The sequence below is a fragment of the Nocardiopsis deserti genome, from assembly GCF_008638355.1.
GTDB lineage: Bacteria > Actinomycetota > Actinomycetes > Streptosporangiales > Streptosporangiaceae > Nocardiopsis > Nocardiopsis alborubida.
In genome coordinates, this window is sequence record NZ_VWVS01000001.1 from 108,861 (window position 1) to 135,228 (window position 26,368).

20 protein-coding genes are annotated in these 26,368 nt (G+C 73.3%); 13 read left to right on the top strand and 7 right to left on the bottom strand.

Features of this window, described 5'->3' with window-relative positions:
- Positions 1-39: 39 nt before the first annotated feature.
- The 6 genes from groES to FYW99_RS10255 all read left to right on the top strand — a co-directional run bounded on the left by groES (position 40) and on the right by FYW99_RS10255 (position 7,250).
- Complete coding sequence (groES, locus tag FYW99_RS10230) at positions 40-351, top strand: co-chaperone GroES (RefSeq protein WP_061079917.1); 312 nt, start codon at positions 40-42, stop codon at positions 349-351.
- A 115-nt stretch (positions 352-466) separates the two neighbouring features.
- The gene (gene groL, locus FYW99_RS10235; protein ID WP_150251796.1) at positions 467-2,077 is read left to right on the top strand and encodes a chaperonin GroEL; all 1,611 of its coding nucleotides are present in this window, start codon (positions 467-469) and stop codon (positions 2,075-2,077) included.
- A gap of 316 nt (positions 2,078-2,393) precedes the next feature.
- Positions 2,394-2,990, top strand: a complete 597-nt coding sequence (locus FYW99_RS10240) for a sigma-70 family RNA polymerase sigma factor (protein ID WP_082768295.1) — start codon at positions 2,394-2,396, stop codon at positions 2,988-2,990.
- 471 nt (positions 2,991-3,461) lie between these two features.
- Positions 3,462-4,958 carry an IMP dehydrogenase gene (guaB, locus tag FYW99_RS10245; protein WP_150251797.1) on the top strand — a complete coding sequence of 499 codons (1,497 nt, stop codon included), beginning with the start codon at positions 3,462-3,464 and terminating at the stop codon, positions 4,956-4,958.
- A 120-nt stretch (positions 4,959-5,078) separates the two neighbouring features.
- A complete protein-coding gene (locus FYW99_RS10250) occupies positions 5,079-6,185 on the top strand; it encodes a GuaB3 family IMP dehydrogenase-related protein (RefSeq protein WP_097632240.1) in 1,107 nt (368 codons plus the stop codon).
- Positions 6,186-6,377: 192 nt separating this feature from the next.
- Positions 6,378-7,250, top strand: coding sequence for a lytic transglycosylase domain-containing protein (locus FYW99_RS10255; protein WP_150251798.1), 873 nt, complete (start codon positions 6,378-6,380; stop codon positions 7,248-7,250).
- A 153-nt stretch (positions 7,251-7,403) separates the two neighbouring features.
- Here FYW99_RS10255 and FYW99_RS10260 read toward each other — a convergent pair whose 3' ends face one another.
- Complete coding sequence (locus tag FYW99_RS10260) at positions 7,404-7,916, bottom strand: MarR family winged helix-turn-helix transcriptional regulator (RefSeq protein WP_150251799.1); 513 nt, start codon at positions 7,914-7,916, stop codon at positions 7,404-7,406.
- 110 nt (positions 7,917-8,026) lie between these two features.
- Here FYW99_RS10260 and FYW99_RS10265 point away from each other — a divergent pair, with 110 nt between their 5' ends.
- Together FYW99_RS10265 and glpD are read left to right on the top strand one after the other, a co-directional pair.
- Positions 8,027-9,478: an MFS transporter gene (locus FYW99_RS10265; RefSeq protein WP_150251800.1), complete on the top strand. Its 1,452-nt coding sequence runs from the start codon at positions 8,027-8,029 to the stop codon at positions 9,476-9,478.
- Positions 9,479-9,642: 164 nt separating this feature from the next.
- The gene (gene glpD, locus FYW99_RS10270) at positions 9,643-11,364 is read left to right on the top strand and encodes a glycerol-3-phosphate dehydrogenase (RefSeq protein ID WP_150251801.1); all 1,722 of its coding nucleotides are present in this window, start codon (positions 9,643-9,645) and stop codon (positions 11,362-11,364) included.
- Positions 11,365-11,502: 138 nt separating this feature from the next.
- Here the strand turns inward: glpD and FYW99_RS10275 are convergent, their stop codons facing one another.
- The gene (locus FYW99_RS10275; RefSeq protein ID WP_150251802.1) at positions 11,503-12,486 is read right to left on the bottom strand and encodes an ABC transporter substrate-binding protein; all 984 of its coding nucleotides are present in this window, start codon (positions 12,484-12,486) and stop codon (positions 11,503-11,505) included.
- 262 nt (positions 12,487-12,748) lie between these two features.
- Between FYW99_RS10275 and FYW99_RS10280 the strand changes: the two genes are divergently transcribed.
- From FYW99_RS10280 to FYW99_RS10300, 5 genes are all read left to right on the top strand, one after another.
- Positions 12,749-13,780: a hypothetical protein gene (locus FYW99_RS10280; protein ID WP_190394618.1), complete on the top strand. Its 1,032-nt coding sequence runs from the start codon at positions 12,749-12,751 to the stop codon at positions 13,778-13,780.
- Between the two features lie 48 nt (positions 13,781-13,828).
- Entirely contained in the window at positions 13,829-14,290 is a 462-nt protein-coding gene (locus FYW99_RS10285) for a transporter (RefSeq protein ID WP_150251803.1), read from the top strand.
- A 66-nt stretch (positions 14,291-14,356) separates the two neighbouring features.
- Complete coding sequence (locus tag FYW99_RS10290) at positions 14,357-16,000, top strand: 3' terminal RNA ribose 2'-O-methyltransferase Hen1 (RefSeq protein WP_150251804.1); 1,644 nt, start codon at positions 14,357-14,359, stop codon at positions 15,998-16,000.
- Positions 15,997-18,591, top strand: coding sequence for a polynucleotide kinase-phosphatase (locus FYW99_RS10295; RefSeq protein ID WP_150251805.1), 2,595 nt, complete (start codon positions 15,997-15,999; stop codon positions 18,589-18,591). The genes FYW99_RS10290 and FYW99_RS10295 overlap by 4 nt, the downstream gene beginning before the upstream one ends.
- Before the next feature lie 322 nt (positions 18,592-18,913).
- On the top strand, positions 18,914-21,346 hold the full coding sequence (locus FYW99_RS10300) for an endonuclease/exonuclease/phosphatase family protein (RefSeq protein ID WP_150251806.1): 2,433 nt from the start codon (positions 18,914-18,916) through the stop codon (positions 21,344-21,346).
- Between the two features lie 104 nt (positions 21,347-21,450).
- On the opposite strand, the gene FYW99_RS10305 is transcribed toward FYW99_RS10300, so the two are convergent.
- The 5 genes from FYW99_RS10305 to FYW99_RS32820 all read right to left on the bottom strand — a co-directional run bounded on the left by FYW99_RS10305 (position 21,451) and on the right by FYW99_RS32820 (position 26,250).
- Complete coding sequence (locus tag FYW99_RS10305) at positions 21,451-22,203, bottom strand: ABC transporter permease (RefSeq protein WP_150251807.1); 753 nt, start codon at positions 22,201-22,203, stop codon at positions 21,451-21,453.
- Positions 22,203-22,958, bottom strand: a complete 756-nt coding sequence (locus FYW99_RS10310; RefSeq protein WP_150251808.1) for an ABC transporter permease — start codon at positions 22,956-22,958, stop codon at positions 22,203-22,205. The genes FYW99_RS10305 and FYW99_RS10310 overlap by 1 nt, the downstream gene beginning before the upstream one ends.
- Positions 22,955-23,854 carry an ABC transporter ATP-binding protein gene (locus FYW99_RS10315; protein ID WP_150251809.1) on the bottom strand — a complete coding sequence of 300 codons (900 nt, stop codon included), beginning with the start codon at positions 23,852-23,854 and terminating at the stop codon, positions 22,955-22,957. The genes FYW99_RS10310 and FYW99_RS10315 overlap by 4 nt, the downstream gene beginning before the upstream one ends.
- 255 nt (positions 23,855-24,109) lie before the next feature.
- Positions 24,110-24,805, bottom strand: a complete 696-nt coding sequence (locus FYW99_RS10320) for a response regulator (RefSeq protein ID WP_150251810.1) — start codon at positions 24,803-24,805, stop codon at positions 24,110-24,112.
- Positions 24,802-26,250: a sensor histidine kinase gene (locus FYW99_RS32820; RefSeq protein ID WP_150251811.1), complete on the bottom strand. Its 1,449-nt coding sequence runs from the start codon at positions 26,248-26,250 to the stop codon at positions 24,802-24,804. Before FYW99_RS32820 ends, FYW99_RS10320 begins: the two co-directional genes overlap by 4 nt.
- Between the last annotated feature and the right edge of the window lie 118 nt (positions 26,251-26,368).

Consider the following 26,368-nt stretch of genomic DNA (forward strand, 5'->3'; position numbering starts at 1 on the left):
AGATCAGTACACCGAAACTTTGAAGGGGGAGGTCACACCGTGTCGACCGCCACCAAGACCGTGCTGAAGCCGCTCGAGGACCGCGTCGTGGTCCGGACGCTGGAGGCCGAGCAGACCACTGCTTCCGGTCTGGTCATCCCGGACACCGCCAAGGAGAAGCCCCAGGAGGGCGAGGTCCTGGCCGTGGGCCCGGGCCGCTGGGACGACGAGGGTGACAAGCGCATCCCGCTGGACGTGAAGGTCGGCGACGTCGTTCTCTACAGCAAGTACGGCGGCACCGAGGTCAAGTACGACGGCGAGGAGTACCTGGTGCTCTCCGCCCGCGACCTTCTCGCTGTCGTCGAGAAGTAGGTCTCTACGGGGCCCGCTCCGTCGGGCCCGGAGCCATTCGCATCCCGCACCGGTCGGCGCACAGCCGGGCGGGCGGGATGCCCGCTTTCGACCAGCCTGAAGAGGAAGCACCCACATGCCGAAGATCCTGGAGTTCGAGGACGACGCCCGTCGCGCCCTCGAACGGGGCGTCGACCGCCTCGCCAACGCCGTCAAGGTGACGCTCGGCCCGCGTGGTCGCAACGTCGTCATCGACAAGAAGTTCGGCGCCCCCACCATCACGAACGACGGCGTGACCGTCGCCCGTGAGGTCGAGCTGGACGACCCCTACGAGAACCTGGGCGCCCAGCTGGTCAAGGAGGTCGCCACCAAGACCAACGACGCCGCCGGTGACGGCACCACCACCGCGACCGTCCTGGCCCAGGCCCTCGTCCGCGAGGGTCTGCGCAGCGTGGCCGCCGGCGCCTCCCCGATGTCCCTGAAGAAGGGCATCGACGCCGCCGCCGCCAAGGTGTCGGAGGTCCTCCTGGAGCGCGCCCGCCCCGTCGAGGAGCGCGCGGACATCGCCTACGTCGCCACCAACTCCGCCCAGGACGCCCAGATCGGCGACCTGATCGCCGAGGCGTTCGACAAGGTCGGCAAGGACGGCGTCATCACGGTGGAGGAGGCCCCGACCTTCGGTCTGGACCTGGACTTCACCGAGGGCATGCAGTTCGACAAGGGCTACGTCTCGCCCTACTTCGTCACCGACGGCGACCGCCAGGAGGCGGTGCTGGAGGACGCGCTGATCCTGATCAACCAGGGCAAGATCAGCAGCCTCAACGACCTGCTGCCCGTGCTGGAGAAGGTCGTCCAGAGCAAGAAGCCCCTGCTCATCATCGCCGAGGACATCGACGGTGACGCCCTGGGCGCCCTGGTGCTCAACAAGATCCGCGGCACCCTCAACGTCGCCGCGGTCAAGGCGCCCGGCTTCGGCGAGCGCCGCAAGGCCATGCTCCAGGACATCGCGGTCCTCACCGGCGGCCAGGTCGTCGCCGAGGAGGTCGGCCTGACCCTGGAGAACGTGGACCTCGACGCGCTGGGCGGAGCCCGCCGCATCACGATCACCAAGGACGCCACCACCATCGTGGACGGCGCCGGCGAGCAGTCCGAGGTCGAGGACCGCGTCCGCCAGATCCGCAAGGAGATCGAGGCGAGCGACTCCGACTGGGACCGCGAGAAGCTCCAGGAGCGCCTGGCCAAGCTCGCGGGCGGTGTCTCCGTCCTGCGTGTGGGCGCCGCCACCGAGGTGGAGCTCAAGGAGAAGAAGCACCGCCTGGAGGACGCCATCTCGGCGACCCGCGCGGCCATCGAGGAGGGCATCGTCGCCGGTGGCGGCGCCTCCCTGGTGCACGCTTCCAAGGTCCTGAGCGCGGACGACCTCGGCCTGACGGGCGACGAGGCCACCGGTGTGGCGATCGTGCGCCGCGCCCTGGTCGAGCCCGCCCGGTGGATCGCGGAGAACGCGGGCGCCGAGGGCTACGTGGTCACCCACCGCGTGTCGGAGCTGGAGGTCGGCCACGGCTACAACGCCGCGACCGGCACCTACGGCGACCTGACCTCGCAGGGCATCCTCGACCCGGTCAAGGTGTCCCGCTCCGCCGTGCAGAACGCCGCCTCCATCGCGGGCATGCTGCTGACCACCGAGGTGCTGGTGGCGGACAAGCCCGAGGACGACGAGGACGACGGGCACGGCCACAGCCACTAGGCACGGTCGCCGGGCCTTCGTGCCTCCGGGCCTTCGAGCCCTGAGGCACGGGTCCGGCCGCCGGGGCGCGGTCAGCCGGGCCGGGCCCCGGAGCCACGGTCGCAACACGCGGCCGCCGGGGGAGTGTCCCGCCGGACACGGCCCGGCGCCAACGGGGGCGGAGCGGTTGCTCCGCCCCCGCGCACTATCACGCACGTCACAGGTTTCCCTTGGCGGCACAGACGTTTTCGGGTGATTTTCCCGAAACGTGACCATTCTGTAGTTGCCGATCCGCGTGGTTGAGTCCCGCGGTGGGGGCATCATTCCTAGCGTGACGGTGACGGATGCAGGCGCCCGGGGGCAGCGGGACCACACGGGGTTGAACCATCTGGGATCGCTCGCGGTCCGGGGGGACGACGGGGCGATGGACTCGCTGCTGCGCGAGGTCCGCCCCATGGTGGTCAGGTACTGCCGTGCCCGCCTGGCCCGGGTCTCCGGGCTGGCCCACTACTCCGACGACGTGGCCCAGGAGGTGTGTATCGCCCTGCTCTCGGCGATACCGCGCTACCAGGACCGCGGCCGCCCCTTCGCGGCCTTCGTGTTCGGCATAGCGGCCCACAAGGTGGCCGACACCCTGCGCGGCGCGGGCAGGGCCGAGACGGTGTCCACCGACTCCGTGCCCGAGCGCCCCGACGAGGGTCCCGGACCCGAGGAGTCGGCGGTGCGGGTGATCGAGGCCCAGCGAGCCCGGGAGCTTCTCGACGAGCTGCCGGAACAACAGCGCAAGCTGCTGGTCATGAGGGTGATCGCAGGACTTACGGCGGATGAGACGGGACATGTTCTTGGAATGTCGGCGGGAGCGGTACGGGTTGCCCAGCACCGAGCTATTGCTCGGCTTCGGCAGGTGGCCGTGGCGAACCGCCTTGTCCCCTGAGCACGCCGGACGCCCCCGGCCCGGACGCCGCCGGTGCCCCGACCGCCCCCGGGTGCGCGGGTACTGCCGCGCCCTCGGGCCGTCGGGCTACCTCCGCCCCTAGAGCTCCCGGTTTCCCCGAGGCACGGGCCGCGGTCCGGGTCATGGGTTGATCCCCTCATCCGATTGAACGTGTGGCCACCGCCGGGGGCCGTGGTGCCGGTCCGGAACGGCCCCGACCACCGGCCACCGGACCACGTCTCCGGCGGGCGGCAGGAGCGGGGAGCCCCCGAACCCCTGAGCCGCAGGAGGATCCGCGTGCTGGTCGGCAGCGGGGGGAGGGCCGCGCAAACCGTGAGGCTGGTCACTTTCGGCCCGGGGTGACGGGTCAAACACCTCGTTCCACCGGAGGCGCACGGGACCACGACCTAGGATGAGACGACACGCGAGGGCGAGTCCGCGCAGGTGTGCCGGGAAAGCGGAGGTTGTGTCATGGGCCAGAGCCAGGAGTACAGCGACTACGGGGACAAACTCCTTCCCCCCGGGTTGACCTACGACGACGTCCTTCTGGTCCCGGCCTACTCCGATCTCCAGCCGGGCGAGGTCGACACCACCAGCCGCCTGTCCCGCAACCTCACGCTGCGGATCCCGCTGCTCTCCGCGGCGATGGACACCGTGACCGAGGCCCGCATGGCCGTGGCGATGGCGCGCCAGGGCGGCGCGGGCGTCCTGCACCGCAACCTCTCCGTCGAGGACCAGGCCAGCCAGGTCGACCTGGTCAAGCGCTCCGAGGCGGGCATGGTCACCGATCCGGTCACCTGCCAGCCCGAGGACACCCTCGCCGAGGTCGAGCGCCTGTGCGCCCACTACCGGATCTCCGGTGTGCCCGTCACCGACGCCACCGGAACCCTGGTCGGCATCGTCACCAACCGGGACATGCGCTTCGAGAGCGACCGCGACCGCCTGGTCCGCGACGTCATGACCACGGAGAACCTGGTCACCGCTCCCGTGGGCGTCAGCCGCGAGCAGGCCTTCGACCTGCTGCGCAGGCACAAGGTCGAGAAGCTGCCGCTGGTCGACGGCCAGAACCGGCTGCGCGGCCTGATCACCGTCAAGGACTTCATCAAGAGCGAGCAGTACCCCGACGCCACCAAGGACGCCGACGGCCGCCTCGTCGTCGGCGGCGCCGTGGGCGTGGGCGCCGAGGCCGAGGAGCGCGCCAAGCGGCTGGTGGAGGCCGGTGTCGACTTCATCGTCGTGGACACCGCCCACGGCCACTCCTCGGGGCTCGCGGACATGATCGCCAAGCTCAAGGCCAACTCGCGCGCCGACATCGTCGCGGGCAACATCGCCACCAGGGCAGGGGCGCAGCTGCTCATCGACGCCGGGGCCGACGCCGTCAAGGTCGGCGTGGGCCCGGGCTCCATCTGCACCACGCGGGTCGTGGCCGGTGTGGGCGCCCCGCAGCTCACCGCCATCCTTGAGGCCGCCAAGGCGTGCGGCCCGGCGGGCGTCCCGCTCATCGCCGACGGCGGGCTCCAGTACTCCGGTGAGATCGCCAAGGCCATCGCGGCCGGTGCCAGCACCGTGATGCTCGGCAGCCTGCTCGCGGGCGTGGAGGAGAGCCCCGGCGAGCTGATCTTCATCAACGGCAAGCAGTTCAAGGCCTACCGGGGCATGGGGTCGCTCGGTGCCATGCGCGGACGCTCCTTCTCCAAGGACCGCTACGCGCAGGCCGACGTGGCGACCGAGGACAAGCTGGTTCCCGAGGGCATCGAGGGCCAGGTGCCCTTCCGCGGCCCCCTCCAGGCGGTCGCCCACCAGCTCGTCGGGGGTCTGCACCAGTCCATGTGGTACGCCGGGACCCGCACGGTGACCGAGCTGCGCGAGCGCGGCCAGCTGATGCGCATCACCAGTGCCGGGCTGCGCGAGAGCCACCCGCACGACATCAAGATGACGGTCGAGGCGCCCAACTACAACGCCCGCTGACGCGGTGGCCGGGCGGCCCGGCGCCGCCCGCCTTCGGGGTCGATAGACTCACGACGGCAGGAAACGCGCCGGTAGACCGTCCGGCAAGGCACGTCAGAGGGGATCGAAACGTTGGCTCAGGTGGAGATCGGGCTGGGCAAGAACGGACGCCGGGCCTATGAGCTCGACGAGATCGGGATCGTGCCTGCCCGGCGGACGCGGGACCCGGAGGAGGTGTCCATCGCCTGGCAGATCGACGCCTACCGGTTCGAGACCCCGCTGGTGGTCAGTCCCATGGACAGCGTGGCCTCACCCCGGACCGTCGTGGCCGTGGGCGAGCAGGGCGGCCTGGGCGTGCTCGACCTCGAAGGGCTCTGGACCCGCTACGAGGACCCGGAGCCGCTGCTCCAGGAGATCCGCGAGCTCGACGACGTCGCCGCCACCCAGCGGCTCCAGGAGATCTACGCGGCGCCCATCCAGGAGGAGCTGATCGGTCGCCGGATCGAGGAGATCCGCGACGCGGGCCTGGTCACCGCCGCCCGGCTGTCGCCGCAGCGCACCGCCCAGTACCACAAGGCGGTCGTCGACGCGGGCGTGGACATCTTCGTGATCCGCGGCACCACGGTGTCGGCCGAGCACGTGTCCGGCCGCGCCGAGCCGCTCAACCTCAAGCAGTTCATCCACGAGCTGGACGTGCCGGTCGTGGTCGGCGGCTGCGCCACCTACACCGCGGCGCTGCACCTGATGCGCACCGGCGCCGCGGGCGTGCTGGTCGGCTTCGGCGGCGGCTCGGGCCACACCACCCGCTCCGTGCTGGGCGTGGCCGTGCCGATGGCCAGCGCCGTCGGCGACGTGGCCGCGGCCCGCCGGGACTACCTGGACGAGTCCGGCGGCCGGTACGTGCACGTCATCGCCGACGGCGGTATGACCGGCAGCGGCGACATCGCCAAGGCCCTGGCCTGCGGCGCCGACGCCGTCATGGTGGGCTCCCCGCTCGCGCGCGCCACCGAGGCGCCCGGCGGCGGCTACCACTGGGGCAGCGAGGCGCACCACAACGAGCTGCCGCGCGGTGAGCGCGTGCACGTCGGCACGATCGGCGACCTGAAGTCGATCCTGCACGGCCCGGCCTCCACCAGCGACGGCTCCATGAACCTCATGGGTGCTCTTCGTCGCACGATGGCCACCTCCGGCTACACCGACCTCAAGGAGTTCCAGCGGGTCGAGGTCGTGGTCAACCCGCACCACTAGGGGTGTGTCCGCCCAGGGCACGGACCCGGAAAGGGCCGCGCCGGTCTCCGCCGGCGCGGCCCTTCGCGTGTGCGTCCCCGCCGCGCGGCGGCTCCCCGATCCCGAGGGCACCGGCCACGAGGCGTCGCCGGTCGCGTACTTTGGTTCCGGCGTGATGTGGAATTGACGTTTCCTTGACGATGTGGAGTGCCCATGGGTGAACGACGTGCGTCCGGGGCCGAGGGGCGCCGGAGTCGTGGCCCGCTGGTCGCCGTCTGCGTGACGCTGACGGTGTGCCTGCTGCTGACCGGTGGAGTGGTCGTCCTGGTCAACCGGATCTCCGACGCGTTCAACGAGTGGTCGCCGCCCAGTGCCTCGGGCGTCGAGCCGCCGGTGGGCACGATCCAGACCCCGCCCCACGACGAGCTCACCGGTCCGCCGGAGCCCGCCGACGTGGCCCCGGCGGAGGAGGAGTCCGCACCCGAGGAGGCGGGCGCCGACGAGCGCCAGACCCCGGCCGCCCCGGAGTCGCGCCCCAGTGCCGAGTGGCTCGACCAGGTGTCGGAGACGACCGGCATTCCGCGCCGGGCCCTGGAGGGGTACGCGGGCGCGCAGCTGGTGGTCGCCCAGGACCAGCCCTCGTGCCGGCTGTCCTGGCCCACCCTGGCCGGGATCGGGTACATCGAGTCGCACCACGGCACCTACGCCGGGGGCGAGATCGGCGACGACGGGAGCACGACCGTCGACATCATCGGCATCCCGCTGGACGGCACCAACCGGACCCGGGCCATCCCGGACACCGACGGCGGCCGGTACGACGGCGACACCGAGTGGGACCGGGCGATCGGCCCGATGCAGTTCATCCCGCACACCTGGGAGCGCTGGGGCGACTCCCCGTCCGGCAGCGACCCAGACCCGCACAACATCGACGACGCCGCGCTCTCCGCGGCCCGGTACCTGTGCTCGGAGGGCCGCGACCTGACCGTCGCCGCCGACTGGGAGGCCGCGCTCCTGGAGTACAACAGCTCCGACGAGTACGTCGCCGACGTCCTGGCCTACGCGCACGCCTACGCCGACGCGGCCTGACCGGACGGCCGGTCCTCGTGGGCGGGCCGTCTCCGGCCCGCCGCGGGGGCGCTCCGCCGCCCGGGGAGTTGTCCACAGGCGACACGACGGGCTGTGCGCGGGGGCGGTCGCCGTGGTCTCCTGGAATTCGGGGGGACCCGCCGTCCGCCCTGGTCAGCCGTGCGCGCGAGCCTCCTGGCGCGTGGGGGCCTTCTCCCTGGCCAGGGCGCTCTCCGGGGCGAGCCGGGCGAGCAGGGTCCGGCCGATGTCGAGCAGCTGCGCCTGCTGCTGCGGGCTGAGCACGTCGAACAGGTTGTCCCGCATGCTCCGCACGTGCCGCGCACCCGCCTCGTCGAGCATCCGCTGCCCCGCGTCGGTGAGCACGGCGAACCAGCTGCGGCGGTCCTGTTCGCAGTGCACGCGCTCCACCAGACCGGCCTCGGAGAGTTTCCTGACCGCGTGCGAGACGCGGCTGGGCCGGGTGTGGGTGAGCTCGGCCAGGTCACTCATCCGCAGCGACCGGTGGTCGGCCTTGGACAGGAGCACGAGCAGCTCGTAGTAGGTCAGCGGCAGGTCGACCTCCTCCTGCAGGTCCTGCTCCACGCGCTGGTCCAGCAGCCGGAAGGCCAGCGTGGCGGCGTCCCAGGTGCGCTCCTCCGCGGTGTCGAGGCACTCGTGTTCGCTCATGCGCAGATATTACCACGCTGGAATGTTGCGCGCTGAATTATTCTGACTTACTCTCGTGCTGAACATTTCAGAGCTGAACTAAATCTCGGCCCTACGGAGAGAGCGAACCCATGTCCTCCACCGATCCCACCGCTGCCTCTCGGACCGCGCCCGAGCCCACCGGCCCCCGGGCCGCGCCCACGGCACCGCTGCCCTCCGCCGCGCTCCCACCGCTCGGCGGCCGCGCCCTGCTGGCACTCGCCCTCCTGGCGACGGCCCACTTCGCACTCTCGGTCGACTTCAACATCGTCTACATCGCCCTGCCCGAGATCGGCGCCGCGCTCGGCTTCACCCCGTCCTCGCTCCAGTGGGTCGTCAACGCCTTCGCCCTCGGCTACGGCGGCTTCCTGCTCCTCGGCGGCAGGGCCGTGGACCGCCTCGGCGCCCGCCGCGTGCTCGTCGCCGGGGCCGTGCTCATGGGCGCCGCCTCCGTCGTCGGCGCCCTCTCCTGGAACCCCGCGGTGCTGATCGCCGCCCGCGCGGCCCAGGGCCTCGGCGCCGCCGCGCTCTTCCCCGCCACCCTCGCCCTGGTCGGCTCCGTCTTCCCCGCCGGACCCGAACGCATCCGCGCCATGGCCGTGTGGGGAACCGCCGGGGCCTTCGGCGCCCTCGCGGGCGGTGCCGTCGGCGGTGTCCTCACCAGCGCCTTCGGCTGGTCCTCGGTGTTCTGGGCGCTCGTCCCGCTCCTGCTCGCCGTCACGCTCCTGGCCCCCCGCGCCCTGCCCGCCGACGGCCGCCGTCCCAGCCTGACCGGGTTCGACGCCCCCGGCGCGGTGATGGTCACCGCCGGATCGCTCCTGCTGGTACTCGGCATCTCCCAGGGGCAGAGCGTCGGCTGGGCCTCATGGCAGAGCACCGGGGCCGTCCTGCTCGGCCTCCTGGCCCTGGGCGCGCTGCTCCTGACCGAACGCCGATCGGCCGACCCGCTGCTGCCTCCCCGCCTGCTCACCAACAGGTCCCTGCTGGTCACCATGGCGCTGATCTTCGTGCTCATGGGCACGGTCAACACGCTGCACTACGTCTACACCACCCACGTCCAGACCACCCTGGACCTGAGCCCGCTCGCGGCCGGGCTCGGCTTCCTGCCCCAGGGCGTCGCGGCCATGCTCGGCTCCGCGCTGCTGCTGCCTCCCCTGCTCAACCGCTGGGGGGTGCGCCGCGCCCTGTTCGCGGGCACCGCCGGGGCCGGCCTCACCGCCGTGCTCTTCGCCGCCGCCGTCGCGGCCGACTCCTACTGGGCGATGCTCCCGGCCGTCGTCCTGCTCGGCGTCACCGCCGGGACCACCTACCCGGTCGTGTTCGCCGCGGCGGGGGCGGCCGTCGACGACGCCGAACAGGGCGTGGGCTCGTCCGCGGTGTCCACCTCCCAGCAGATCGGCGGAGCGGTCGGACTGGCCGCGCTGGTCGCGGTCGGCGACGCCGTGTCCGGGGCCGGTGCCGCCGGGCTGGGCGCCGCCGCCCTGGTCGGAGGCCTGGTCACCGCGGCCGCCGCTCTCCTCGCCCTGGCCCTGCCGAGGAGGTGAACCGGTTCCCGCCCCTTCCGCCCCGACCCGAACTCCCCGTGACACGCCGGTCCCGGACGCCCGGTGTGATCATCGCCCCCGGTTAGCCTGGGGCCCTCTCGGATGGACACGGGCCCGGGGCGGGTATGCGCCTGGGAGAAAACCCATCGAGACGGAGGAGACGGATGACTACCACCTGGCTGGGACCGAAGGGGCGCACCGAGGCGCTCGCGTCGATGGCCGACGAGGAACTCGACGTCCTCGTGGTCGGGGGAGGCATCGTCGGGGCGGGCATCGCCCTGGACGCGGTCTCGCGCGGACTGTCCACGGCACTGGTCGAGGCGCGCGACTTCGCGTCGGGCACCTCCAGCCGGTCCAGCAAGCTCATCCACGGCGGCCTGCGCTACCTGGAGCAGTTCGACTTCGAGCTCGTCCGCGAGGCGCTCCACGAACGCGGACTGCTCCTCACCACCATCGCCCCGCACCTGGTCCGCCCGGTGCCGTTCCTGTTCCCCTTCGCCCACCACTGGGAGCGCGCCTACATCGGCGCGGGCGTCACCCTCTACGACGCCCTCGCCATGAGCTCGCGCAACAACCGCGGACTGCCCACGCACCGCCACCTGACCAGGTCCGGGGCGCTGCGGGTCTTCCCCGCGCTCAAGCGCAGCGCCCTCGCCGGGGCCATCCAGTACTGGGACTGCCAGGTGGACGACGCCCGCCTGGTCACCAGCGTGCTGCGCACCGCCGCCGGCCTGGGGGCCAAGATCGCCTCCCGCGCCCAGGCGGTCGGGTTCCTGCGTGAGGGGGAGCACGTCGTCGGCGCCACCGTCGCCGACCTGGAGGGCGGAGGGGAGCGGCGCGTCCGCGCACGCCAGGTGGTCAACGCCGCGGGGGTGTGGACCGACGACATCCAGGAGATGGTCGGCGGCCGCGGCCAGATCCACGTCAGCGCGTCCAAGGGCATCCACCTCGTGGTGCCGCGCGACCGCATCCAGGCCTCCTCCGGGATGATCCTGCGGACCGAGAAGAGCGTCCTGTTCGTCATCCCGTGGGGCCGCCACTGGATCATCGGCACCACCGACACCGCCTGGGACCTGGACAAGGAGAACCCCGCGGCCAGCCGGGCCGACATCGACTACGTCCTCGACCACGTCAACCAGGTCCTGCGCACGCCCCTGGGCCGGGACGACGTGGAGGGCGTGTACGCGGGCCTGCGCCCACTGCTGACGGGGGAGTCGGAGGAGACCTCCAAGCTCTCCCGCGAGCACACGGTGGCCCACCCCGTGCCCGGCCTGGTCCTCATCGCCGGGGGCAAGTACACCACCTACCGCGTGATGGCCAAGGACGCGGTGGACGCGGTCGCGCACGGCCTGGGCAACGGGATCCCGGCCTCGGTCACCGACCGGTTGCCCCTGGTGGGCGCGGACGGCTACTGGGCGCTGTACAACCAGCGCCACCGGCTGGCCCGGAACTCGGGTCTGCACGTCTCCCGCGTCACCCACCTGCTGCGCCGCTACGGCTCCTCGGTCCACGACCTGCTCGACCTGGTCCGGGAGCGCCCCGACCTCGGCCGACCGCTCGCGCACGCCGAGGACTACCTGCGCGCCGAGATCGTCTACGCGGCCGAGGCCGAGGGGGCCCGCCACCTGGAGGACGTCCTGTCCCGGCGGACCCGGATCTCCTTCGAGACCTGGGACCGGGGCATCGCCGCCGCGGAGGAGGCCGCCGAACTGCTCGCCGGTCCCCTGGAGTGGAGTGAGGAGCAGGTCGGGCGCGAGGTCGAGTACTACCGCAAGGGGATCGAGGCCGAGCGCGCGGCGCAGGAGCAGGACACCGACCAGGAGGCGGACGCGATCCAGCACGGTGCTCCGGAGATCGTCCCGGAGGCCAGCATCACGCGCCCCTGAGCGTCGAGCCGCCGCACCGCCGAGGACACCGGGATATGCGCCCGGTCGGCGCGGAGCCGTTCGTACGCTCGGGCGGTCAGGGCCCCGGTGGCCCCGCCTCCGGGCACGGGACCACCGGGGGCCGGTCACCCGCCGCCCTCAGGAGAGCTGCCTGATGACCGGCTCCAGTTCGCCCCTGAGCCAGCCCAGCCCGATGGGCGCCGGGGAGTTCAGGGCGTTGGCGAAGGCCAGGTCGGCGTAGTACACGGTCGAGGCCCGGACCGCGGGCAGCTCCTGGAAGAGGGGGTCCCCGGCCAGCCTGTCGCGGTCCTCCCCGGTCGGTGCCCACACCATGAGCACGTCGGCGTCGAGTTCCTCGGTGCGCTCCAGGGGCAGCGGATCGCCCGTCTGCGTGTTGTCCTGGTTGTCCGCGGGCCGGAGGCCGAACAGTTCGAGCACCGAGCCGTTACCGAAGGCGTACTGCCCTGGATCGGCGCGCACCCACTGGTAGGTCCTGGACCCGATGTCGGGCACCGGCGCGCCGACCTCGGCGAACGCCGCGCTGATGTCGGTGATCAGCTCCTCGGCCTCCTCCTCCCTGTGCAGTGCCTGGGCGGTGGTGCGCAGGCGCGTGTCCCAGTCCACGTTGGCGGCCTCGGAGTCCGGGGCGACCGTCGGGGCGATGGCGTTGAGCTGCTCGAACGTGGTCGCGTCCGGAACCTGGTAGGTCTCGGCCAGGATCAGGTCGGGCTCCATCGAGGCGATGGCTTCGAGGTTGGGTCCGCCGTCGGCCGAGACCAGGCCGGGGACGGCGATCCCGGCCAGCTCCTCGGTCAGCCAGGGGGTGGCGGTCTCCAGGGCCTCGGGGTCGGCGGCGACGGCGACCGGCGTCACCCCCAGGGAGACGGCCTCGTCGGCCGCGGCGAAGCCCAGGGCCAGGACCCGGCTCGGGCTCTCCTCGACCGTGACCTCGCCGTGCCGCGTCTGGACGGTCACGGGATAGCCGTCGGCGCCGGAGGAGGACCGCTGGTCGCTCTCCCCGGCCCCGGCTCCGCAGCCGGTCACGGCGACGGCCAGCGCGATCGCCGCGGCGGCGCGGCGCCTCCTGCGGCCGGCAGCCGCGCGGCCTCGTGGAATCCTCACGTACGCACACCTCTCACTCGGTGCGAAGCGCTGCTCCGCGCCGCCCGTCGGACGCGGGGCGCCGGACGGGCCCCACGTCGACGTGCGGTTAAGGGAAGGCTTACCTTAATAGTCGCCGGTGGGGGAGCGCCACCCCGCCCTCCCCCGAACGGCGCCGGGCACGGGGCGGGGGCGCCCCGGAGACCGGTGTTCCTCGTTCCCGACCAGGTCGCCGGGCGGGCCCGTCGCCTCGGGGGCCCGCGTTCCCGCTACGCTCGGTCGCATGTGGCGATTCGTACGCAAACCAGCCAGGGTGCCGCGTCGGGGCGCCGACATCGGGGCGCACCTGGTGCCGGAGGCCTTCGGAGTCGACCCCGTCCTGAGATCGGCGTGCGAGGCAGTCCGCGAGGGCGACCTCGAAGCCGGTACGTCCCTGCTCGTGGAGAGCCGCGAGGACCCCGAGACCCGGGTGCTGCGGGTCGAGGCGCTGGCCAGGGCCGCCGCCGACCTGCCCGAGGAGGTCGTCGGCCTCTTGGAGACCGGTGCCGACCGGGCCGACACCATGCTCTGGCTGGGCCACACGCTGCTGGCCCGCGCCCTGGTCCGGCCCTCCGGGAGGACCCGGGCCGACGAGAAGGCCGCCTCCGCCGCCCTGCACGAGGCGGGGGACGCCCTGGAGGCCGCCGCGCGGCTGCGCCCCGACGACGCGGCGCCCTGGGCGGGGCTCCAGACCGCCGCGATGGGCCTGGGCGCGGACCGGGAGGAGAAGGACCGGGTCTGGGGCGAGATCACCGCTCGCGCTCCCCACCTGTTCCCCGCCCACGCGGTTCGCACGCGCACCCTGTCGGCCGCCCGGGGCGGCAGCGCCGAGGAGATGTTCGCGTTCGCTGGAGCCGCCGCCGACACCGCGCCCGCGGGCAGCCCGCTGCCGTCCGTGCTCGCCCTCGCCCACGCCGAGCACGTGCGCACGGAGCAGAAGCGCCTGCTCGCCGAGGGCAGCGCCCCCTACATCGTGGACATGGCCCTGGGCCGCCTGCACGGGGAGTCGGTCCAGGAGCTGTTCGCGCTCGCGCGGGCGTGGGCCGTCGAGGCGGTGCCGCACCCGCGCGACGCCCAGGCCCACCACCTGTTCGGATGGGCCTTCCACCGGGCCGGGATGGCGGAGGCGGCGCACTGGCACCTGAGCGCCGCGGGAACCGTGCGGTGCGACATGCCCTGGTCCTTCTTCGGCTCCGCCCACACCGAACTGATCCGCGCGATGGCCGAACTCGGGGTCGACCCGGGCCGGGGAGACCGGGGCCCGGCGGCGACCTGAGTACCGCTACTCAGGTGGGGGCGGCGCGCACCGGGCAGTCTGGGGTACATGAACCACCGGTCTCCCGCCCCCACCCCGCGCACGGTCCTCCTCGCCGTGGCCGCGGCCCTCGCCGCCACGGCCCTGGCCCACCTCGTCGGGTGGGGCGTCGCCCACGCCATGGACGCGGCCCACACGGCGCCCGACGCCAACATCGGCGCGGGGATGGCCCTGCTGCTCCTGCCCTTCCCCCTCGCCCCGGTCATGGCCTGGCCGCTGGTGTGGGCCGTCCGCCTGCCCCGGCCGGGGATCACGGCGCTGGTGTGCGCCCCCGTGTACCTGGTGCTGGCCGTCGGGGTGTGGACCCTGTGGCCCGGCGCGGCCGACCGTGTGCCGCGGACCTCGTTCCTGTACCCCGTGCTGGAGTCCACGTGGAGCCTGGTCGCCGCCAACGCGGTCATCCTCGCGATCGCGTTGGTCACCGCGGCGCTCATCGTCCGCGGCCGGTCCGCCCGCGCCGTCCGTTCCTGAGGGAGCACGCGCCCCGGTGTCCGAAAAGCCCTCGCCACGGCGGCGGGGCTCGGCGACAATGCACGGGTGCTACTGACGATCACGACCACGGCGAGCCCGGCGACGGACCTCGGTTTCCTGCTGCACAAGCACCCCGACAGGGCGCAGAGCTTCGAGCAGTCCTTCGGCACCGCCCACGTCTTCTACCCCGAGGCCACCGAGCAGCGCTGCACCGCGGCGCTGATGCTCGACGTCGACCCGCAGGCGCTGCTGCGCACGCGCACGTCGGTGAGCACACCCGACTTCGCGCTGGCCCAGTACGTCAACGACCGTCCGTACGCGACGTCGTCGCTGTTCACGGTGGCGCTGGGACGGGTGATGCGCTCCGCGCTCCGGGGGGACTGCAAGCAGCGCCCCGAACTGGCGCGCACGCCGATCCCGCTGGAGCTGCGCATGCCCGCGGTGCCCTGCCGGGGCGGCGCCGAGCGCGTCCGCGCGCTGTTCGAGCCCCTGGGGTGGGCGGTGGAGGCCGAGCCGGTCCCGCTCGACCCGGGGCTGCCCGGATGGGGCGACTCGCACTACCTGTCGCTCACCCTCACCGGCACCGTCCGGCTGTCCGAGGCGCTCAGCCACCTGTACGTGCTGCTGCCGGTCCTGGACGGCAACAAGCACTACTGGGTGGACCGGAGCGAGGTGGACAAGCTGCTGCGGGCCGGTGGACCGGCTGTCGGGACCACTGCCGGAACCACCGGTGGCGCCGGGACCGGCGCTGCCGCTGAGCCCGCTGACAGCGACGGAACCGACGGAACCGACGGGCTTGCTGGGCTCGCTGAGACCACCGAGAGCGCTGAGAGCGACGGGGTCGACGAGAGCGACGGGCCCGCGGAGACCGGCTGGCTCGCCGGGCACCCCGAACGCTCCTGGATCGTCCGCCGCTACCTCAACCGCCGCGACGGCTACGTGCGGACCGCGCTGGCCCGCCTGGCCGAGGCCGACGACCTGACCGGGGACGAGGAGGGCGACGACCCCGGAGTCGAGGAGGCCTCCGCGGCGCCGCCCCCGGAGGAGCGCGCCCCCAGCCTGGCCGAACAGCGGGCCGGGGCGGTCATGGCGGTGCTGGGCGCCGAGAACGCCACCAGCGTCATCGACCTGGGCTGCGGCGCGGGGCAGCTGCTCACCCGCCTGGTCCGCGACCACTCCCTGGAGCGCGTCACCGGCGTGGACGTCAGCGTCGTCAGCCTCGAACGCGCCCACCGCAGGGTCTGCAAGGGCTGCGACCCGGGCGGGCGCGGCCGCCACCGGCCCCTGTTCTCCGACACCGTCACGGCCCGCGGCCGCGGGGAGGCGCGGCAGAGGCCGGAGCTGTTCGTCGGCTCGGTCGTCTACCGCGACAGGCGGTTCGAGGGCTACGACGCCGCCGTCCTCATGGAGGTGGTCGAGCACCTCGACCCCTCGCGGCTGCCCGCGATGGAGGAGAGCGTCTTCGGCTCCGCCCGGCCCCGCGTCGTCGTGGTCACCACGCCCAACGCCGAGTACAACACCCACTACGAGGGGCTGGAGGACGGCGCCTTCCGGCACAGCGACCACCGCTTCGAGTGGACGCGCGCCGAGTTCACCCTGTGGGCGGACGGGGTCGCCGAGAAGCACGGCTACCGCGTCCGCTACCTGCCGGTCGGGCCCGAACACCCCGACACCGGCGCACCGACCCAGATGGGAGTCTTCAGCAGATGAGTACGACCGAGAGGGCCGGGGCCGCCGAGCCGCGCGTGCTCGGCGTGCCCGAGATGGGGCTCGTCGTGCTGGTCGGGGTGTCCGGTTCCGGCAAGTCCACCTTCGCCGCCCGGCACTTCGCGCCCACGCAGGTGATCAGCTCCGACCACTGCCGCGGCATGGTCAGCGACGACGAGAACGACCAGGCCGCCACCGCCGACGCGTTCGCGCTCCTGCACACCGTCGTGGACATCCGGCTGCGCCGGGGCCTGCTCGCCGTGGTCGACGCCACCAACGTGCAGAGCAGGGCGCGCCAGGAACTCGTGCGCATCGCCAAGGACAACAACGTGCTGTCCACGGCCATCGTGCTCGACGTCCCCGAGGCCCTGGCCCGGGAGCGCAACCGGGACCGGCCCGACCGCGACTTCGGCGACCACGTCATCCGCCGCCAGCGGCGCGACCTGCGCCAGAGCCTGCGGCACCTGCGCCGGGAGGGCTTCCGCAGGGTGCACGTGCTCCAGGGGCCGGAGGAGATCGACGCCGCCACCATCGAGCTGGAGCGCGCCTGGCCCGACCGCAGGGAGCTCACCGGCCCCTTCGACGTCATCGGCGACGTGCACGGCTGCCGTGGGGAACTGGAGGAGCTGCTGGGCGTGCTCGGCTACGAGCTGGCCCGCGACGACCTGGGGCGCCCGGTCGGCGCCCGCCACCCGCAGGGGCGCACCGCGGTGTTCGTCGGCGACCTCGTGGACCGGGGCCCCGACAGCCCCGGCGTCCTGCGCCTGGCCATGGGTATGGTCGCCGACGGCGACGCCCTCTGCGTGCCCGGGAACCACGAGAACAAGCTCGTCCGGGTGCTCAAGGGGGGCAAGGCCCAGCTCACGCACGGCCTCGCCGAGACCATGGAACAGCTGGGACGCGAGGACGAGGAGTTCCGCAAGCGGGTGCTGGACTTCTGCGACGGACTGGTCAGCCACCTCGTCCTGGACGGGGGCGCGCTGGTCGTCGCGCACGCCGGACTCAAGGAGGAGTACCACGGGCGGGCCTCCGGCCGGGTGCGCTCCTTCGCCCTGTACGGCCAGACCACCGGCGAGACCGACGAGTACGGCCTCCCGGTGCGGCTGCCGTGGGCGCGCGAGTACCGCGGCCGGGCCGCCGTGGTCTACGGGCACACGCCCATGGTCAAGGCCGAGTGGGTCAACAACACCCTCTGCCTGGACACCGGCTGCGTGTTCGGCGGCAGGCTCACCGCGCTGCGCTACCCCGAGCGCGAGATCGTCGACGTGGAGGCGCACCGCACCTGGTACGAGCCCACCCGGCCGCTGACGGACACGGCGGGCGGGGAGGCCGCCACACGTCCCGACGCCGCCGTGGACGTCACCGACATCGGCGTCGGCGACACCCGCACGGGCATGTTCGTGGAGACCGGGCACGGCCTGGTGCGCGCCGACGGCGGCAGCACACTGGCCGCGCTGGAGGTCATGAGCCGGTTCGCGGTGGACCCGCGCTGGCTGCTCTACCTCCCGCCGACCATGGCGCCCGCGCCGACCTCGGCCGAGCCCGGTCTGCTGGAGCACCCGAACGAGGCCTTCACCTCCTTCCGGGGCTCGGGGATCGGCGAGGTCGTGTGCGAGGAGAAGCACATGGGGTCGCGTGCCGTGGCGGTGCTGTGCCGGGACGGCGCCGCCGCCGAGCGGCGGTTCGTGCCCGGGGAGCTGGGCACCGTCTACACCCGGACCGGGCGGCCCTTCTTCTCCGATCCGGCCCTCCAGGCGCAGGTCGTGGACCAGCTGCGGCAGGCGGTCACCGACGCCGGGCTGTGGGACCGGCTGGGCACCGACTGGGTCGCCCTGGACGGGGAGATGCTGCCGTGGTCGGCCAAGGCCCGGTCGCTGATCCGCGAGCAGTACGCGTCGGTGGGCGCCGCCGCCCGCGCGGCCCTGCCCGCCGCCGGGATCGCGCTCGCCGCCGCGGCCGGGCGCGGTGTGCCCGTGGACGGGCTGATCGACGGGGTAGCGCGCCGGACGGAGCAGATGGAGGAGTTCAGCCGGGTCTACCGGCGCTACTCCTGGGACACCGACGGCACCGCCGGACTCCGGTACGCGCCGTTCATGGTGCTGGCCTCCGAGGGGCGCGAGTACGGGGACGCCGACCACCTGTGGCACATGGCGGTCGCCGAACGGCTCGCCGAGGCCAGCGCACTGGTCCACCCCACCCGCTACCGGGTCGTGGACACCACCGACCCGCAGGCGTGCGCCTCGGCCGCCGACTGGTGGACCGACATGGTCTCCACCGGCGGCGAGGGGATGGTGGTCAAACCCGTCCTGGGCGCCCGCGCCACGGGCCGCAAGGGCCTGGCGCAGCCCGGACTGAAGGTGCGCGGGCCCGAGTACCTGCGCATCATCTACGGGCCCGACTACACCGACCCCGAGCGGATGGCGGTCCTGAAGGACCGCAACGTGGGCCGCAAGAGCGGGCTGGCCATGCGCGAGCACAAGCTGGGCCTGGAGGCGCTGGCCCGCCACGCCCGGCGCGAGCCGCTGTGGCGCGTGCACGAGCCGGTGTTCGCGGTGCTGGCCCTGGAGTCGGTCCCGGTCGACCCCCGGCTGTAGGGAGAGGGGGCGGTCGCCGCCTCCTCTCCGCCATGATCTTGTACCTATAGCGAGGTTCGAGCGCCGAGATCGGCTACAAGTGCAAGACCATCCCAGGTCAGGGTCCCGTGTGCCACATCAGCACCACCTCCGGCCAACCGGGTCCGGGCGCGGCGGAGCGGCGGACTAGGAGGTTCCCACGAGGCGGAGGCGCCGCCGGACCGGTCCGATCCCACCAACGGCGTTCCGATTCGCCTCCTTTTCACGCCCTCTCTTTCGGTCGGACATCCGCAGGGGTCATGATGTGCACGCCCGTCAACCCCCAGTCCCCTCCGGAGAAGATGTGTCCCCCAACCGACCCGGACGCCTGGTCGCGTCCACGTCCGCCGCGGCGGCGGTACTCCTGGGCCTCGGGCTCACGTCCGCGCCGACCGCCCTCGCCGACACCGCCGCCCCGGTGGTCAGCGAGGTCTACGGCGGAGGCGGCAACAGCGGCGCGGACCTGCGCCACGACTTCGTCGAACTGGGCAACCCCACCGGCGAGCCGTTCTCCCTCGACGGCTGGAGCGTGCAGTACCTGCCCGCCAGCCCCAGGCCCACCACCCAGGTGCAGGTCACGGACCTGAACGGCGAGATCGGCGCGGACGGGCACTACCTCGTGCGCCACGCGGCGGGCGCCGGGGGCAGCGTCGACCTCCCCGACCCCGACGCCACCGGCGGCACCAACATGTCCGCCACCTCCGGCACGGTCCTGCTCGTACGGGGCACCGACCCCGTCACCTGCCGGACCGCCGCGGAGTGCGCCGCGGACGAGTCCGTCGCCGACCTCGTCGGCTACGGGGACGCCGTCATCCACGAGGGCGCGCCCGCGCCCCGGCTGAGCAACACCACCTCCGCCTCGCGCGACGACGCCCTCACCGACACCGGCGACAACGCGGCGGACTTCACGTCCGGAGCCCCCACGCCCACCAACACCGCGGGCCAGACCCCCGGCGGGGGAGGAACCGACCCCGAGGAGCCCGTCGAGCCCGGCGACCTGCGCGTCCACGACGTCCAGGGCACCACCCGCACCTCCCCCTACGTCGGACAGCAGGTCACGGGCCTGCCCGGCGTGGTCACGGCGGTCAACCCCTTCGGCAGCGCGCAGGGCTTCTGGTTCCAGGACACCGAGGGCGACGGCGACCCGCGCACCAGCGAGGGGTTGTTCGTCTTCACCGGCTCCACCACCCCCGACGTGGCCGTCGGCGACGAGGTCCTGGCCGCCGGACGGGTCAGCGAGTACCGGCCCGCCTCCGGGGCGCAGACCATCACCCAGCTGGACCGGGCCCGCTGGACCGTCCTGTCCTCGGGCCACGCCACGCCCGCCCCGGTCCTGCTCGACGAGGACGCCGTCCCCGAGGCGTACGCGCCCGAACCCGGCGGGGACGTCTCCGCGCTCGACCTGGAGCCCGGAGAGTACGCCCTGGACTTCTGGGCCGCGCACGAGCACATGCTCGTCCGCGTGCAGGACGCGCCCGTCGTCGGCGCCACCGACGACTACTCCGCGCTCTGGGTGACCACCGAGCCCGGACAGAACCCCACCGTCAACGGCGGCGCCCGCTACGGCTCCTACGACGACCCCAACTCCGGACGGATCAAGATCGAGTCGCTGCTCGACCGCGACCGGCACCCGTTCCCCGAGGCCGACGTGGGCGACACCCTCGCCGGGGTCACCGAGGGGCCCGTCTACTACAGCCGGTTCGGCGGCTACCTCATCCGCGCCACCACCCTGGGCGAGCACGTCCGGGGCGGCCTGGAGCGCACCGCCGTCCGCGACGCGCGGCGCCACGAGGTCAGCGTGGCCACCTACAACGTCGAGAACCTCGGCGGGCGCGACGACCAGGCCAAGTACGACGCGCTGGCCACCGGGATCGTCGAGTCCCTGAACTCGCCCGACATCATCGGCCTGGAGGAGATCCAGGACAACACCGGCCCGACCGACGACGGCGTCGTGGACGCCGACGTCACCCTGGACCGGCTGGTGGAGGCCGTGGCGGCGCACGGCGGCCCCGCCTACGAGTGGCGGCAGATCAGCCCCGAGGACAAGCAGGACGGCGGTCAGCCCGGCGGCAACATCCGCAACGCGTTCCTGTTCGACCCCGAGCGCGTGCGGTTCGTCGACCGCGAGGGCGGCGACGCCACCACCGCCGTGGAGGTCGTGGAGGGCGAGCGCGGCGCCGAGCTGTCGGTGTCCCCGGGGCGGATCAGCCCGCGGGACGAGGCCTGGGACTCCAGCCGCAAGCCTCTGGTCGGCCACTTCCGCGCCCTGAACCGGGACATCTACGTGGTCACCAACCACTTCAACTCCAAGGGCGGGGACGAGTCCCTGCACGGCGTCCACCAGCCGCCGCGGCGCACCAGCGAGACCCAGCGCCACGCCCAGGCCGGGCTCGTGCGCGACTTCGCCGAGGAGCTGCTGGCCGTGGACCCCGAGGCCAACCTGGTGGTCATGGGCGACCTGAACGACTTCCAGTTCTCCCGGACCCTGGAGATCCTCACCGCCGACGGGCCGCTGCACAACCCGATGACGGACCTGCCCGAGGAGGAGCGCTACAACTACGTCTTCGACGGCAACTCCCAGGCGCTGGACCACATCCTGGTCAACCAGGCGCTCGCGGGCCGGGTCGAGTACGACATCGCGCGGATCAACTCCGAGTTCTCCGACCAGGTCAGCGACCACGACCCCCAGGTGCTGTGGCTGGACACCCGCCGCGGCACCCCGCCCGGGCGCCCCTGAGGCCGACCGGCTCCCGGCGCGACCCCCGCGCCGGGAGCCGGGTCCCCCGTGCCGCGAAGGCGACCGTCCCCCGGTCGCCTTCGCGTTTTCTCCGGGACGGACCCTCAGCGCACGTCCCTGCGGCTCAGCACCGTCGCGGAGAGCGCCCACAGGGCGAGGGTGGTCACCGCGGCCGCGAGCACGACGGAGAGCGCCGTCGACAGGTCGAGGGACCCCGCACCGGAGACGGCCGTGCTGCCCAGGCTGAGCGACGTGGTGACCAGCGACTGGGGCAGGAGGTAGGAGACCGCCCCGCCCTCCCCGGAGTAGAGGAGGCCGACCCCGGCGACGCAGCCCAGGAGGCCCAGGGCGACGGGCGCGGCGAAGGAGCGGACCAGCATCGACAGCAGGGACTGTAGCGCGACGACCGGTAGCGCGGCGACGACGCCCAGCAGGGCCGCGGCCGCGCTGTGCCAGGGCAGCCAGCCGTCCAGGCCCAGGACGAGCTTCCCGCTCAGCACCACCAGCCCCAGCAGCACGAGCTGCATCACCAAGGCCACCAGGGCGAGCGAGACGAGCTTGGCGCCGACGACCGAGAACGCCCGCGCGGGGGTGGCCATCAACAGGTTCCAGTTGTGACCCCGGTGCTCCATGCGCCAGGCGGCCGACGCCGCCACCGCGATCCCCATCGACATGAACACCATGCCGTAGAAGAGCACCACCTGGGACCAGTAGGACGCCCACCCGGAGGAGAGGGCCTCCGCGTTGCCCGCGTAGTTCACCGTCCCCGTGATGACCGCGAGCAGCGGCAGCACCACGGCCACGATCCACAGGGCCGAGCGGCGCAGCTTGGCGAGTTCGGCGAGGACCATCCCCATCACGCCTCCGTCCGGTCGAAGCGGTGGCTGGCCACGGCGAACAGGGCGGCCACGAGCACCAGGAACGCGGCCAGCCAGCCGTATCCGGGCGTGATCGCGACGAAGCCGTCGTCGCCCATCCCCAGCGGGGAGACGACCGCGTAGTAGCCCCAGGGCAGCGCGCGCGCCAGGGCCGGGGGCATCAGCAGGGTGAACACCCCGCAGAACGAGCCGAGCAGCCCGAGCGCCAGCCCGACGAGCTGGTTCTCCACCCGGGCGGCCAGCAGCACGTGCAGGCACAGCATCGCCAGGTTCACCAGGAGCAGGCCGAAGGCGTACCAGACCCACATCCCGACGCGCGGCTCCACGGTGATCCCCGCGGCCAGGCCCGCCGTGAAGACCAGGGCGGTCTGGAGGGCCACCGCGACAGCCAGCAGCAGGCCCAGCACCGCGACCTTGGCCCGGCACAGCCGTCCCGGACCGAACCCGGCCACCTGCGACAGCGTCCAGCCCCGGCCCTGGTGCTCGATGTCGACCTGTCTGCTGGCCAGCACCGAGACCAGGAGGGGCGAGGTCATGGCCGCGATCATGACGTAGCTCATGAGCAGGCTCTCCCACGGCTGGGCGGCCGGATCGCCGAAGCCCTCCCGCACGGAGTCCGACATCAGGTTCATACAGGACAGGCCCACGACGGCGGCCACCATGACCGCGCAGACCACCACGACCCGGAGCCTGCGCGCCTTGCGCAGTTCGAGTTTCACCGCCGTCAGGATCACAGCAGCCCCTCACGGCCGGTGAGGTCCATGAAGACCTCCTCCAGGGACTGCTGGACGCGCCGTACCCCGTGGACCGGTACGTCGCCCTCGACGAGGCGCCGCACGAGCGCGGCGGTGTCCTCGTCACCGAAACCGGACAGGCGCACGCCCCGCTCCGCGCGCACGGCGGGGATGCCCAGGGCCAGGGCCCGGTCGGGTTCGGGGGTGTCCACGAGCAGGTCCGGCACGCTGCGGTGGAACAGCTCGGTCCGGGTGCCCTGGAAGACCAGCTTTCCGCGGCCCAGGATGCCCAGCACCGAGGCCATCCTGTCGATCTCGTCGAGCAGGTGGCTGGAGACCATGACCGTGACGCCCTCCCCGGCCAGCGCCACCAGCAGCTCGCGGATCTCCTCGATGCCCGCGGGGTCCAGGCCGTTGGTGGGCTCGTCGAGGACGAGCAGGCGCGGCTCCCGCGCCAGGGCCATCGCGATGCCCAGGCGCTGCTTCATCCCCAGCGAGTACGCGCGGACGAGCTTGCCCATGTGCTCCTGGAGGCGCACGGTGGCGACCGCGCGGGAGACCTGCCGGTCGCTGAGCCCGAGCATCCGCTGGACGATCGCCATGTTCTCCCGCCCGGTCAGGTGGGCGTAGCCGGGAGGCGCCTCGATGAGGGAGCCGATCTCCCGCAGCAGGGCGGGGCGCGTGTCCCGGTTCATCGGCTGCCCGAAGACGGTGATCTCGCCCCGGGTGGGCCGGGCCAGCGACAGCAGCATCTTCATGGTGGTGGACTTGCCCGAGCCGTTGGGGCCCAGGAAGCCGTAGACGCAGCCCGGCGGCACCCGCAGGTCGAGGTCGTCGACGACGGTGCGCGCACCGTAGGCCTTCGTCAGGTGGTGGGTGGTGATGATGTGGTCCATGGAACTCCTTCCGCCGAGGAGTCTCCGGTGCCGGACCCGAGGAGGGCATCGTGCCGGGGGAGGGGAAACGCGCTCGTACCGCGGTAGGAGGAGGGGACGCGGGGCGGCGGGGGGCGCCGGGGCGGGGCCGGACACGCGGAGCCGGGCGGGGCGGGGGCGCGACGCCGGAGCCCGGGAGACCGGGCGCGGATCCGGGCGGGGGGACGCGGTGCCGGGGGCCGGAGCGTCGGGGCGTCAGGGCTTCGGGGTGGCCGCTCACGCCTCCCGGAGCAGGTCCTCGCGGTCCACCAGCCCGGCGCGGAACGCGAACAGCACGGCCTGCACCCGGTCGCGGGAGCCGGTCTTGGCCAGGACGTGGCCGACGTGGGTCTTGACCGTGGGCATGGACAGCACGAGGCGCTCGCAGATCTCCGTGTTCGTGTACCCCAGCGCCACGGCGACGAGGACCTCCTGCTCGCGCGGGGTGAGCGAGGCGACGGCGCGGCGGGTGTCCCTGTCGGTCGGGGCCGGACGGGAGGGCGGGCCGCCGAGCAGCGGGCGCACGTGCCCGAACAGCCTGCGCGTGGAGCTGGCGGAGATGACGGAGTCGCCGCGGTGCACGGTCCGCACGGCCTCCAGCAGCTCCTCGGGCGGGGTGTTCTTGAGCAGGAAGCCCGCGGCCCCGGCCTCGACGCCCTCGACCACGTACTCGTCGGTGTCGAAGGTGGTGAGGATGACGATGCGGCAACCCGCCCCGGAGGAGACGAGGGAGCGCGTGGCGCTCAGCCCGTCCGTGCCGGGCATCTGGACGTCCATGAGCAGGACGTCGACGGGGTCGGAGCGCTGGCGGCTGAGGGCCTGCGCCCCGTCGCCCGCCTCCCAGGCCACGGTCAGGTCCGGCTGGGAGTCGATGACCATCGCCATGCCCGCCGTGAACAGCACCTGGTCGTCGGCCAGCCCCACGCGGATCACGCGTCCTCCCAGGGGACCACCGCGCGCACCCGCCAGGTGCCGGTCGCGTCGTCGACACCGGCCTCCAGGGTGCCGCCGTGCAGGCCGACGCGCTCGCGCATGCCGACCAGGCCGTGGCCGGGGCCCCGCCGACCGCCGTCCGGGGCCGCCCCGGGGGCGGAGGGCGCCCCCGCCGGGGAGGAACCTCCGGTGGGAGAGGGTGCCCCGGTGCCGGAGGGTCTTCCGATGCCGACGTGCCTCCCGATGACGGAGCGTCTTCCGGTGACGGAGGGCGTTTCGGTGCCGGAGGAACCCGCGGGCGCCGAGGACTCTGAGGGGCACGTGGGTGTGGTGAGGGCCGCGGGTACGGCCTCGCGGACGGAGTTGGCCACGTCGATCCCGACCCGCCCGGGCGACCACGTCAGCTCGACCCGCACGGCAGCGGGTCTCCCGTGCTTGAGCGCGTTGGCCAGCGACTCCTGCACCACGCGGTAGACCGTCAGGGACGCGGTCGTCGGCAGGGCGGCCGGGGCGTCCGCTTCCGTCCGGCCGCCGCGCGGGGCGGCCGGGGACCCGTGCTGGACCAGGCGGATCCGCAGACCGGCGCGGCGGTACTCCTCGACGAGGCCGGGCAGGTCGCCGACCCCGGGGGCAGGGGCGGCCCCGCGCTCCTCGCCGTCGCGCAGGACACCCAGGAGCTGGTGTAGTTCCGCCGCCGACTCGCGCCCCACCTGGGCGATGGTGGCCAGGGCGGTCACCGCGCGCTCCGGGGCGGCGATCGCGGCGTAGCGGCCGCCGTCGGCCTGGGCGACGATGACGTTCAGCGAGTGCGCGAGGATGTCGTGCATCTCCCGGGCGATGCGGGTCCGCTCGTCGAGCGCGGCCAGGCGCACCTCCTGCTCCCGCTGGGTCTCCAGCAGCCGGGCGTGCTCCACGACGCGGGCGAACTCCTCGCGGTTGCTCCTGCGGAACACTCCGAGCAGGGAGAACAGCGCGACCGCCGTCCACGCCGAGAAGACGCTGTTGAGGCGCATCTCCGGATCCGTCGAGAGCGCCTCGGCCGGAACGTCGAGAACCCCCCACGCCGCTCCGGCCAGGAGCAGGACGAAACCGACGACCCGCCACGGGCGGGCGAGTTCGGCCTGCACCGTGTAGGCGGCGATCAGGGCGCTGACCAACGTCGTCGCGGTGAGGTGCTCCAGCCACAGGATGTGGCACGCCAGCAGCACCGCCAGGGCCGTCAGGGCCGGGAGCGGTCGCAGGCGGCGCAGGGCCAGGGCGGCGCAGCACCCGGCGGTCATACCGAGGTAGGCCCACGACTCGGCGGTGTGGAACCCGGACACCGGCAGGGACGCCGCCGACAGCCCGAACCAGACCGCCGCCCAGAGCGCGTCCACGGCGAGCACGTGGCCGCGGGCCCAGAGCGCGGCGCGGTCCAGGAGGGAGCGCGGGGACAGGTCGGCCATTCCTCCACGATAGGAACGCGCAGGCCGTGGAGCCTCATGCCCCGGCATGAGATCGCGGTGTCCGAAAGGCGGTCCCGTGGCCCCCGGATGTCGTCGAAGGGCAGGTCGGGGGTGTGGC